At 51.1% G+C, this 11,482-nt stretch carries 10 protein-coding genes; 2 read left to right on the top strand and 8 right to left on the bottom strand.

From position 1 onward, the window contains the following. Positions 1-95: 95 nt before the first annotated feature. A complete protein-coding gene (modB, locus tag CV945_RS15295; protein WP_023633814.1) occupies positions 96-758 on the bottom strand; it encodes a molybdate ABC transporter permease subunit in 663 nt (220 codons plus the stop codon). A gap of 224 nt (positions 759-982) precedes the next feature. Between modB and CV945_RS15300 the strand changes: the two genes are divergently transcribed. Beyond that, entirely contained in the window at positions 983-1,693 is a 711-nt protein-coding gene (locus CV945_RS15300; RefSeq protein WP_031212570.1) for a Crp/Fnr family transcriptional regulator, read from the top strand. A 65-nt stretch (positions 1,694-1,758) separates the two neighbouring features. Here CV945_RS15300 and narI read toward each other — a convergent pair whose 3' ends face one another. The 5 genes from narI to CV945_RS15325 are packed head-to-tail and all read right to left on the bottom strand — an operon-like array spanning position 1,759 to position 8,629. Continuing rightward, entirely contained in the window at positions 1,759-2,451 is a 693-nt protein-coding gene (gene narI / locus CV945_RS15305; protein WP_023633812.1) for a respiratory nitrate reductase subunit gamma, read from the bottom strand. Further along, a complete protein-coding gene (gene narJ / locus CV945_RS15310) occupies positions 2,448-3,008 on the bottom strand; it encodes a nitrate reductase molybdenum cofactor assembly chaperone (RefSeq protein WP_023633811.1) in 561 nt (186 codons plus the stop codon). Before narJ ends, narI begins: the two co-directional genes overlap by 4 nt. Before the next feature lie 2 nt (positions 3,009-3,010). Beyond that, positions 3,011-4,516 (bottom strand): nitrate reductase subunit beta, encoded by a 1,506-nt coding sequence (gene narH, locus CV945_RS15315; RefSeq protein ID WP_100660103.1) that lies wholly within the window; start codon positions 4,514-4,516, stop codon positions 3,011-3,013. Then, positions 4,506-8,189: a nitrate reductase subunit alpha gene (locus CV945_RS15320; RefSeq protein ID WP_100660104.1), complete on the bottom strand. Its 3,684-nt coding sequence runs from the start codon at positions 8,187-8,189 to the stop codon at positions 4,506-4,508. Before CV945_RS15320 ends, narH begins: the two co-directional genes overlap by 11 nt. Positions 8,190-8,221: 32 nt before the next feature. Continuing rightward, positions 8,222-8,629: a hemerythrin domain-containing protein gene (locus CV945_RS15325; RefSeq protein ID WP_023633808.1), complete on the bottom strand. Its 408-nt coding sequence runs from the start codon at positions 8,627-8,629 to the stop codon at positions 8,222-8,224. A 319-nt stretch (positions 8,630-8,948) separates the two neighbouring features. Between CV945_RS15325 and CV945_RS15330 the strand changes: the two genes are divergently transcribed. Then, a complete protein-coding gene (locus CV945_RS15330; RefSeq protein WP_232722236.1) occupies positions 8,949-9,500 on the top strand; it encodes a thiamine pyrophosphate-binding protein in 552 nt (183 codons plus the stop codon). Positions 9,501-9,616: 116 nt separating this feature from the next. On the opposite strand, the gene CV945_RS17640 is transcribed toward CV945_RS15330, so the two are convergent. Together CV945_RS17640 and CV945_RS15340 are read right to left on the bottom strand one after the other, a co-directional pair. After that, entirely contained in the window at positions 9,617-9,889 is a 273-nt protein-coding gene (locus CV945_RS17640; protein ID WP_232722239.1) for a hypothetical protein, read from the bottom strand. Between the two features lie 243 nt (positions 9,890-10,132). Next, entirely contained in the window at positions 10,133-11,308 is a 1,176-nt protein-coding gene (locus CV945_RS15340) for an MFS transporter (protein ID WP_100660105.1), read from the bottom strand. Between the last annotated feature and the right edge of the window lie 174 nt (positions 11,309-11,482).

The raw sequence follows: 11,482 nt of genomic DNA on the forward strand, positions 1-11,482 counted from the left end.
GGACACGCCTCAAAGAATAAGGATTGCTTGAAGCAGTCAAACTTCTTTGGAAGCCCCCACTTCAAATTTTCGCTAGAAAATTAAGTGGGGGTAGTTCACTCCCGTAAACGACCGAGTTTCGTCGCAAAGACCAATAAACTGAATGACAATCCGATCGTGACCGCCACCCATGCCCACGCTAACTCCATTCGCCCCGATTCCATGGCCATATAGACGGCGGTCGGGATCGTTTGCGTTTTTCCTGGAATATTGCCGGCAAACATGAGTGTTGCGCCAAACTCCCCGAGGCTGCGGGCAAACGACAGCACTGCCCCGGATAATAACGCGTGTCTGGCAAGCGGCAGCGAAATATGCCAAAAAACTTGGCGCTCATTCGCCCCATCGATGCGCGCCGCCCCTTCAATGGTTGGATCGACCGCTTCGAGCCCGGTTTTGGCCGCCTGATACATGAGCGGGAATGACACGACCACGGCGGCCATCACCGCGGCACCGGGCGTAAACAGTACGGTCGTATGAAATGACGTTTCGATCCACTGGCCGATGGGGCTATGTCGGCCAAACAAGACGACGAGCAAAAAACCGACGACCGACGGCGGCAACACGAGCGGCAACATAAACACCGTCTCCACCACTGTCTTGCCGCGAAACCGGCGGCGCGCCATCCGCCTCGCCGCCGCTGTCCCTAAGACCGCGACAATCAAGCCGGCGAGGAGCGATACTTTGATCGATAACCAAACCGGTGACCAAAACGATGTCATAGGTCAGCCTCTCTTTGTTCCATCTCCATCCTACTATACGAAAACGAGCAGGCAAACGCTGTGACACTGCTCACATTGATTGTATCATATGGGAGGGGAAATCCGGGTTAGAAAAATTTGTGACAACCTGCACAAAAAAAGTGACAAACGGTGATTTTTTTCACTCTGTCCTTACTGTGATGTTTTTTACAATAGAAGTAGCCGAACAAATGGAGGTGTCAATCATGGAACGGCAAAGCCAACTAGTGGAGAAACGCGATTTTTCCCTCTTGCGCTCATGGCTGCAATCGTCGAAAAAAGTGATTCCGCTTCGCAAACATTCGTTTTTGTTTCAAGAAGGAATGCCCGCCAATGAGCTGTATTTGATTCTTTCCGGCAAGGTGCAAGTAAGCAAAATTTGCCCCGATGGAAAAGAAATGTGTTTCCGCATTTGCGGGAGTGGAGAAATTGTCGGCGAGCTAACGCTGTTTACGAGCGACCCGCGCTATTTATTGACCGCCAAAGTGATTGAATCGGGTGAAGCAGCGGTGATGAATAAAAGCGAACTCGAAGAGCAGCTGCTGATCAATCCGACCCTTACTCTTGAATATATGCGCTGGATCAGCAAACATGCCCGGCGAACGCAGACGAAGTTTCGCGACTTGATTATGAACGGCAAAAAAGGGGCGCTCTATTCGACGCTCATTCGCCTATGCAACAGCTATGGCGTCCCGCTTGAAGATGGGAGTATTTTCATTGATGTGACGTTAAAAAACCAAGACTTAGCCAACTTTTGCGGCACGACACGCGAGAGCGTCAATCGGATGCTCAATGCGTTAAAGCAAGATGGAATTATTTCCATGAAGCGGGGGAGAATCACCGTCCACGACTTGAACTATTTAAAAACGGAAATCCAATGCGAGGACTGCCCACCAGATATTTGCTGCATTGAATGAAATTTAGCGGGCTGTCATAAAGGAGTTGCCAAGCAACTCTTTTATGGACAGCCCCCGCTCTTTCACTAAATTTTTTTCGCCCGCATCCGGCGATAGACGACGTAATGCCGGTTTAAATACGTCACCGGGACGCTCCATACATGCACGAGGCGGGTGAACGGCCAAACGCCGAATAACAGCAAGGCGGAGAGAATATGAATTTGAAATCCAATCGGCGCATCGCTGACGAGCTGCGGCAGCGGCCGAAACGTTAAAATGCCGCGAAACCAAGGGCCGATCGTATCCCGGTAGTCAAACGTCCCGCCGGTTGCTGTATATCCAACCGTATTTGTAAACCCTGTCAAAATGACCATCGTTAATAGCAGCAATACAACAAGATCGCTTTTGCTGCTATGGCGGAGAAGGCGGCGAACGCTCAACCGCCGCCATAAGAGCAATACCACCCCAATCACAGTCGCGACCCCGGCGGCGCCGCCAAACCAGACCGCCCCAAAATGGTACATCTCTTCCGTAATCCCGATCGATTCATAAAATGCCTTTGGAACTAAAATGCCGGCAACATGGCCGAAAAATACAAAGAGAATGCCCCAATGGAACAGAACGCTTCCCCAACGCAACCGCCGTTTCTCAAGAAACTCGCTTGACTTCGCCGACCAGCCAAACTGATCAGTATTGTAACGGTAAATATGGCCGGCAACAAATAACGTCAACATGATATACGGATAGATCACCCAAAGGAACTGATCAAGCAGTGTCATGTGGCCTCCTCCTCTCTTATTGGAATATCCACCCCTTTTGCTTCTTCAAGAAATGCGTCCATGCCTGCAAGACAGCCGTCCAAAACAAAGAAATGCGGGTGGTTAACCTCCTGGAGCCTGTCCGCCAACCCTTTGATGGCCCGCTGGTGGGCGAGAAGAACGTTTTTCGCATCGCTGACTGGGGCGGCGGCGGCAAACTCGAGCATAAGCGGCAAGTAATCTGGCAGCTCATCCTCTGTCAGTTCCAAACCAGCACGACGAAATGCTTCTTTTAGTTTTAACAACGCTTGGCCGCGCTCTTTTTGATCGCCAAACAAGTAGTACGTGAGATACATCGTCGTTCGATCGCTCAAATCAAATGTTCGCACATAGAGCTCGCACAGCTCGTCGACCGCTTTTGTTTTCGCGTAGTCAAGAAACTGTAAAAACCGTTTGCGGGCCGTATGGTTGGCGAGCTTGGAAATTTCATAAAACAGCTGCTCATCTTCCAGCCATTCTCGTTCTGGGTACTGCAGCAAAATGGAAGCGAGCTTAAATAGTCTCTGATGCTCTTCCATCCTCATCCCCCCCAATCAAACGAGTAAAAACGTTCCGCATCATATTCAGAGCAGCCGGAACAAGACTCCATAAACGCATAGCCGGCCGTCCCTTGACCGTAAAACGCGTTGCCGGCCTTCTCCCGATGGGAAGACGGAATGACATAACGGTCGGAATATTTCGCGACAGCCGAAAGCTTATACATTTCCTTGACCGTATGTTCATCCATGCCGACTTTCTCGAGGATACTCCGGTCTGGCTCTTTTCCTAGGTTTACCGCCCGCATATAGCTGCGCATGGCCACCATTTTTTTCAGCACCGTGCGGATGACCTCCGTGTCGCCGGCAGCCAACAAATTAGCCAAATACTCAATTGGAATGCGCATTTGGTCAATCGCTGGAAAAATGACATGCGGATGAATGTCGTCCAACCCGCCGTCAAACGCCCCCATGATCGGACTGAGCGGCGGAACGTACCAAACCATTGGCAACGTCCGGTATTCCGGGTGAAGCGGGAGCGCGATTTTTTGCTCGACCGCAAGCTTATAAACCGGTGAGCGTTGCGCCGCTTCAATCCAATCGTCCGTATACCCGGCTTCGCGCGCCGCTTCAATCACGTCCGGATCATACGGATTTAAAAAGATGCGCAAATGGGCGTGGTACAGCTCTTTTTCATCTTGGACCGAAGCGGCCGCCTCGACTTGATCCAAATCGTAAAACACAATACCGATGTAACGGAGCCGGCCGACGCACGTTTCTGAACAAACTGTCGGCAATCCTGCTTCAATACGCGGAAAACAAAACGTGCATTTCTCCGCCTTATGCGTTTTCCAATTAAAGTACACTTTTTTATACGGACAGCCGGTCACACAAAACCGCCAGCTCCGGCACGCGTCATGGTCAACAAGCACAATGCCGTCCTCATCCCGCTTATAAATCGCCCCTGACGGACAAGAAGAGACGCAAGGAGGGTTTAAACAATGTTCGCAAATGCGCGGCAAATACATCATAAACGTTTGTTCGAACTCAAATTTCACTTTTTCTTCAATGCCTCTTACGTTCGGATCTCGTTTTCCTGTTTCATATACCCCGGCTAAGTCGTCTTCCCAGTTCGGTCCCCAAGTGATATCCATGTATTCGCCCGTCAGCTGTGACTTAGGCCGGGCGACAGGCTGGTGCTCCCCTTCCGGACGGTTGATCAGCTGTTCATAATCGTATGTCCAAGGCTCATAGTAATCGTCGATCACCGTCATATTCGGGTTGTAAAACAGGTTTAACAGTTTATTCACCCGGCCGCCGGCGCGCAACTCGAGCTTCCCGTCTTTGAGCACCCAGCCGCCTTTATGCCCGTCTTGGTTTTCCCATTCTTTCGGATAACCGATGCCCGGTTTCGTTTCCACATTGTTCCACCACATATATTCCGCCCCAGGGCGGTTCGTCCATGTATTGTTGCATGTAATGCTGCATGTGTGGCAACCGATGCACTTGTCCAAATTCATAACCATCCCAAACTGCGCTCTAACTCTCAAGCCAATCCACTTCCCTTTTTTCAAGTTTGCGGATCATCACTTGCTCATCCCGCTGATTTCCTGTCGGCCCATAATAATTGAAGCCATAGCTTAATTGTGCATAACCGCCGATCATTTGCGTCGGTTTGACATGGATGCGGGTTGGGCTGTTGAACGTGCCGCCGCGCAGTTTGCTGATTGGCGAGCCGGGCACGTTAATATGACGTTCCTGCACATGGTACATAAACGCGACCCCACGCGGCAAGCGATGGCTGACGACCGCCCGGGCAACGACCACCCCGTTGCGGTTGTACATTTCGATCCAGTCGTTGTCAGCAATGCCGGCTTCTGCGGCATCTTCTTTGTTCATCCAGACGTGCGGACCGCCGCGGAACATCGTCAACATCGGCAGCGTATCTCCGTATGTGCTGTGGTATGACCATTTAAAGTGCGGCGTCAAATAACGAAGAGTGAGTTCTTTGCCGCTGACTTGCGGACGCCGGTCATAGCCGTAAAAGGCAAGCTTTCTGAGCGGCGCTTTAAACGTCGGCAATTCTTCTCCAAACTCAAACATAAGCTCATGGTCCAAGTAAAAATGCTGCCTTCCTGTCAACGTCCGCCAAGGAATCAACCGTTCGACGTTCGTCGTAAACGGAGAGTAGCGACGGTTTCCGGTTTCGCTTCCGCTAAAGACAGGAGTGGTCAACACTTGCCGCGGTTGGACAGTGATAGCCTGAAAGGTAATATGTTCCTCAGCCCGCTCAATGACTAAATCTTTTAGCGGCTGCATCGTCTTTTTCTCCATTTCTCCCCATGCCTTGAGAGCTAAGGAACCGTTCGTTGTGCTTGAAAGCGCCAAAATAGCTTCGGCAGCATCTCGGTCTGTCAACAAACTCGGACAATCTTTATACGGACCTTCCAACGTCGAAGGGCCGAGCGTATCAAGCAGCCATTTGTATTCTTCCTTGGCATCCCAGCTGAGCCCTTTCGCCCCGATTTGTTCACGAACCATCGGACCAAGCGCCACAAACTTGTTGTATACTTCCTTATAATCCCGCTCTACAATATGCAAGCGCGGAAAGTTCACTCCCGGAACCGGCTCTGCCGCCCCATCCTTCCAATCGTTGACAACGCCAAACGGCTGCGCGATCTCATCGCGCGTATCATGCAAAAGCGGGGTAGCTACGATATCTAACACCGGTTTGGAAAAATAGCGGGCGGCCAACTCAGAAAACGTTTTGGCTAACCCTTTAAAGAAATCCCAGTCCGATTTCGCTTCCCACGGCGGAGCAATGGCGGGATTGAACGGATGAACAAACGGGTGCATGTCCGTGCTGCTCACATCATATTTCTCATACCACGTCGCCGCCGGAAGAACAATGTCCGAATACAGCCCGGTCCCAGCCATGCGGAAATCGATATTGACCATCAAATCCAGTTTGCCTTCCGGCGCGTTCTCATCCCAAACGATCTCGCTCGTTTTCAAGTCATCATTTTGTTCGCTGAAATTCGCATGATGGGTGCCGAGCAAATGTTTTAAAAAGTATTCGTGCCCTTTTGCCGAACTGCCGATGAGATTTGCGCGCCAAACAAACATCACGCGCGGAAAATTAATCGGATCGGACGGGTTTTCAATGGCAAATTTAATGTTTCCTTTTTTGATTTGCTGAACGACATATTGAACCGCTTCCTCGTTCGTCTTTGCGTTCGCCTGTTCCACTAGCGCAATGCTGTTGGCGTTAAACTGCGGATAAAATGGAAGCCAGCCTAGTCGGGCGGCCAAATAATTGTAATCGCCGCCATGTTTGTAGCGCGGCTTGTCAACGAGCGGGGAGACGTGTTCATCCATGCTTTGATCTTCATATTTCCACTGTTCGGTGACAAAGTAGAAAAACGACGTCCCGTTTTGCAGCCGCGGCGGTCCTCCCCAGTCACGGGCCATGGCGATCGTCTGCCATCCCTCAAGCGGGCGCACTTTTTCTTGACCGACATAATGCGCCCAGCCGCCGCCGTTAACTCCTTGTGATCCGGTCAACAAGACAAGGTTTAAAATCGCCCGGTAGATGGTATCGGAATGATACCAATGGTTAATGCCCGATCCCATGACGATCATGGAGCGTCCTTTGGAATCGAGGGCATTTTGGGCAAACTCGCGGGCAATTTGCGCCGCCGTCTTTCGATCAACGCCAGTGATCGCCTCCTGCCATGCCGGCGTATATGGCTTCATGTCATCGTAATCGGCCGGATAATCACCAGGCAGCCCGCGGTTGACGCCCATTTTGGCAAGCAACAAGTCAAATACTGTCGTGACATACACCGCCTCCCCGTTTTGCTTAATGGCCTTGACCGGCACTCCGCGTTCGAGCACCGTTTTATTTCCTGCCTCAAAGTGCGGAAACTGCACGACGACGGCATCATCTTGCTGGCCAAGGAACGTCAAAGCCGGGCGGATTCCGATTCGTTTATTGTCCATATCGTTCAGCTGCAAATTCCAATTCCCGCTGTTCTCCCAACGATGGCCAATCGTCCCGTTCGGCACGGCAAACGTCTTTGATTGCTCATCCCAAACAATCGTTTTCCATTCCGCATACTGAAGCGGCATGCCAAGGTCGCTCGCCCGCAAAAAGCGGCCGGCGGTATAACGATCCCCCTGTTTGTTCAGCATGACTAAAAAGGGCAAATCGGTGTATTTTTTAACATAATCAGAAAAATAATCAGCGGATTGATCGACATAAAACTCTTTTAAAATGACGTGGGTCATCGCCATTGCCAACGCTCCGTCCATTCCCGGCTGCACCGGCAGCCAGTTGTCGGCAAACTTCACAAATTCGGCATAGTCAGGGCTAATAGCGACGACTTTTGTCCCCCGGTAGCGCACCTCAACGTAAAAATGGGCATCCGGGGTGCGCGTTTGCGGCAAGTTCGATCCCCAGACAATCATGTAGCTTGAGTTAAACCAGTCTGAACTTTCCGGGACGTCTGTCTGTTCCCCCCATATTTGCGGAGAAGCCGGCGGCAAATCGGCATACCAGTCATAAAAGCTGAGCAAGGCGCCGCCGATCAAATTCAAAAACCGTGCCCCGGCCGCATAGCTGACCATCGACATCGCCGGAATTGGTGAAAACCCAAAAATGCGATCCGGCCCGTACGTTTGAATCGTATACATCAGTGACGCGGCGATCATCGTATAAACGTCATCCCATTTCGCCCGCACGAACCCGCCTTTTCCACGGGCGCGTTTATACCGTTTCGCTTTTTCCGGATCTTCGACAATCGACTTCCACGCGGCTACGGGATCACCTTCTTGTTGCAGCGCTTCTTTCCAAAGCCGCAACAGCGCCCCGCGCACATAAGGATAGCGGACGCGAAGCGGGCTGTATGTATACCAGGAAAAACTCGCTCCCCTCGGACAGCCGCGCGGCTCATACTCCGGCATATCGGGGCCTGTTGTCGGGTAGTCGGTTTGCTGCGTCTCCCATGCGATTATGCCGTCTTTCACATGCACTTTCCAGCTGCACGAACCTGTGCAATTGACTCCATGGGTTGTACGAACCACTTTATCATGTTGCCAGCGGCGGCGGTATGTTTTCTCTACGTCCCTCCCGTATGGCGACAACTCAGCGTGGCCGGCGATTTTTTCCGACCGACCGAAATACTTCAGTTTGCGCAAAAGCGGAGCAGGTTTTTCGTTCATTCCGTTTTGCCTCTCCTTTCTTTGCCTTTCAATTAAAAAAGCAACGCCTCTTCATCCGTGCTATGGATGCGGTTGATATGAAGCAGCGTGTGAAAGCGGGTCAACACCTCGCGATCGATTTGCCCGGGCAACCGCTGCCTAATTTCAGCAATCAACGTTCTCATCATGTCGTGGTCGCGCTTGAGCTGGGTGATCGTTTCAGCCAACTCCCCTCTCTCTTTTGCCTTTTCGCGGTAAAAGCCTTCTTCTTCTGCTTCCGCATGGGCGATGATCCGTGTTTCCCAGTGCTCTACAAGGGCATCCGCCACTTCAGCGGCATGCTCACAACGCCCATCGGTATATAATGTTTCCAACAGTTCAGTTAGGCGCTTCGCTTCGGCAAAGGCGCCATGATGAATAGAACGATGCGCTTCCAATTTTCTTAGTGACGGTCCGCTCATTTCATCATCTCGCTTCCTTTATTTGCACCGATTCCCTCTATTCCCCTATAATTTCCAAACAACGAATGGATTATGCAGAAACGAGAAAAAGATGTTCCTTGTGCTTCCATGTGACGATATTCACATACATTGCACACATGAGTTGTTTAAATTAAAAAGAAGGTGACAAAATGGTTCATCCTCCCACACGCCTTGGAGCCGATGTACTTATCGAATCGCTAGCCGTTCAAGGGATCACCCACGTGTTTGGCTGCTGCCACGAAAGCACGTTGCCTGTCCGTCATGTGCTAGACTCTTGTCCTTGCCTATCATAATCGAAATGAAACATGAACAGGCGGCTGTTCATGCCGCGGACGGCTGTGCCCGCGCTTCAGGAAGACTCGGCGTGGCGATCATCGGGGCGGGAGTCACAAACAGCATTACCGGAATCGCCGCAGCATTAAGCGATTCTGTACCGCTGCTTGCCATTATTGGGCGGCCTTCACCGGAAGAGCATTTATACGCTCCCGATCTCGATATTTTGAGTCTTTGTACGCCAGTGACAAAATACCATTTGCAAGTAAACGAGATCAATGATATTCCATCTGCTATTCAGCACGCTTACGAAATCGCGCTCCATGGCAGGCCCGGTCCGGTGACGGTGGAAGTCCCCGCTCATCTTTTCCGTCAGGAAGCGGCCGGGTCATATCCGATGAAAAAAGCCGCACTTCCGAAACCGAAGAACATTCCGAGAAAATCGCTTGAATTGGAAAAGCGCCCGATCGACCGTTGTTCGCGGCCTGTCGGACGCTCTCTTTTTCTTTTTTTGGTTGTGATGCGAATCACTTCTTTTTCTTTTCACCGCCGTATAATAAGAGCTATAGGACTTTAGGCGGCTATCTCCCGTTTAGGGAAATGGGGAAACATTAATGTCCGCTTGTTTCTGAGCCGTCGTCTTCGCCCGTTTCGGTCACTTTCAGCATGGCGACGGCTCCTTTTTGTGCATGGTTAAACTGATGAGTGACGATCGGGTATGTTCCCGATTTGCGCCGTCATTTCAACGCGGACATCATGCGGGCCGATCCGCTCCATTTTCAACGGCACCGGTGCTTGGTTCACTCCTTTATGCGCCGCTGACATGTTCGTAGCAGACTGTTGCGTAGTTGCCGCTGTTCCGTTTTTATTTTCCGCCTTTGCCTCTCCTCCTCCCCCGTTGCTGCATGCGGCCAGAAGCGAAGCGGCTAACGCGACGGACAATAACGAAGACATCCTTCGTTTCATCGTTCTCCCCCCTTAGATGATTTGATTTACACCTTTAACGTACGGCATTTTCACTTCTTCCCTGGTGATTTGTATCACCAACAGACGGCCATGTTTGAATGATTTGTGAAATAATGAGCAATATATTTTAATCATGTAACAATAGTGAAACGCATACTCACATTGAATAACAGAAAAACACGCCCAAACAAAAAAAGAGGCTAAAAGCGAACAAGCTTTCAGCCTCTCTATACGGTATTCCATTCAAGAAGCGAACCGCTTCGCCGGTTCGCCGGCTTTTTTGCCAAATACGAGCCGGTTCAGCAAGAAGCAAATAAGGGTAAACAAGCTAAGGAGCAGAAAACCGAGCACGTACGAACCTGTTGCATCTTTAATGATCCCCATGACAATCGGCGGAAAAAAGCCGCCAAGTCCGCCCCAGGCGCCGACAAGGCCGGTGACGGCGCCCGTTTCGGCTGGGAACAGCTGCGGCACGAGTTTGAACACCGCACCGTTGCCCAGCCCAGACATCACGGCCACAAACAAACAAGCCGCTGTCATCACCCAAATATTTTCCATTCCAAACGCGATCACCAACGCGCCGATTGTCATTCCAGCGTAGACGAACGTCAACACCCGTTCAGCTCCGATTTTATCGCCAAGATAGCCGCCGACTGGCCGCGCAAGCGTAGCGAGTACAGTAAACCCAGCCGCGCGCATCCCAGCATCCACTGGCGTCAACCCATACAAGTCAACGAGCAGCGACGGCAAGTAAATGCCGAAAGCGACAAACGCCCCGAACGTAACGAAGTAAAAGAGCGACAACGTCCACGTATGTTTATATTTCAATACCGACAGCGATTCACGCACCGTTTTTTGTTGTTTCGGCTTCGGCATATCCGGTGTGAAAAACCAAACGAGAACGAGCATGACGACAACCGGAATGATCATCCCCCAAAAAGCCCAAGGCACACCAAACGCTGCGGCAATCGATGGAACGGAAAACGCAGCAACCGCCGTGCCGAAGTTGCCCATCGCGTTAATCCCAAGCGCCGTCCCTTGCTTTTCCGGCGGAGTCAAGCGGGAAACGAACGTCACCGAAATGGCGAACGACGTTCCGGCCATGCCGATGAAAAACGCCCAAAACAGAAGCATCGCATACGAATCTGCAAACCCTGCGCCAACAAGCGGAATGACAAGAAACAAGAGCAGCAGCGAAAACAGCCTGCGCCCGCCGATCCGGTCCGTCCAAATGCCAAGCGGCAAACGCATGATCGAGCCGAGCAGCACCGGAATGGCGACCAAAATGCTTTTTTGCGTCGATGTCAGCCCATACATTTCTTGAAATGTGCTCGCAAGCGGCGAAAACACAGCCCACACGGCGAACGAAAACATCATGGCGAATGTCGTAATCGGCAGCAGCGCCTTTTGTTTATTCATGAAAAGCCCCTCCCTGACTTTCAAAATATGTGGCTTTGTTCGTAATTCCATCATACGTAGGCATGGAAAATAGATTTGGTAACTATTCAGCCACATCATAAAGTGAGCTGAATATTTTCTTCTTTCCTTGTCTATGATGTGAATATTGATAGACAAGGAGGTGAATCGCATGTT

This window comes from Geobacillus sp. Manikaran-105, from assembly GCF_002809955.1.
In the GTDB taxonomy this organism is placed as follows: Bacteria; Bacillota; Bacilli; order Bacillales; family Anoxybacillaceae; genus Geobacillus; species Geobacillus thermophilus.

Coding starts and splice junctions, on each gene's coding strand:
- modB (WP_023633814.1), bottom strand. CDS start 758: ATGACATCGTTTTGGTCACCGGTTTGGTTATCGATCAAAGTATCGCTC.
- CV945_RS15300 (WP_031212570.1), top strand. CDS start 983: ATGGAACGGCAAAGCCAACTAGTGGAGAAACGCGATTTTTCCCTCTTG.
- narI (WP_023633812.1), bottom strand. CDS start 2,451: ATGACACTGCTTGATCAGTTCCTTTGGGTGATCTATCCGTATATCATG.
- narJ (WP_023633811.1), bottom strand. CDS start 3,008: ATGGAAGAGCATCAGAGACTATTTAAGCTCGCTTCCATTTTGCTGCAG.
- CV945_RS15320 (WP_100660104.1), bottom strand. CDS start 8,189: ATGAACGAAAAACCTGCTCCGCTTTTGCGCAAACTGAAGTATTTCGGT.
- CV945_RS15325 (WP_023633808.1), bottom strand. CDS start 8,629: ATGAGCGGACCGTCACTAAGAAAATTGGAAGCGCATCGTTCTATTCAT.
- CV945_RS15330 (WP_232722236.1), top strand. CDS start 8,949: ATGAAACATGAACAGGCGGCTGTTCATGCCGCGGACGGCTGTGCCCGC.
- CV945_RS17640 (WP_232722239.1), bottom strand. CDS start 9,889: ATGAAACGAAGGATGTCTTCGTTATTGTCCGTCGCGTTAGCCGCTTCG.
- CV945_RS15340 (WP_100660105.1), bottom strand. CDS start 11,308: ATGAATAAACAAAAGGCGCTGCTGCCGATTACGACATTCGCCATGATG.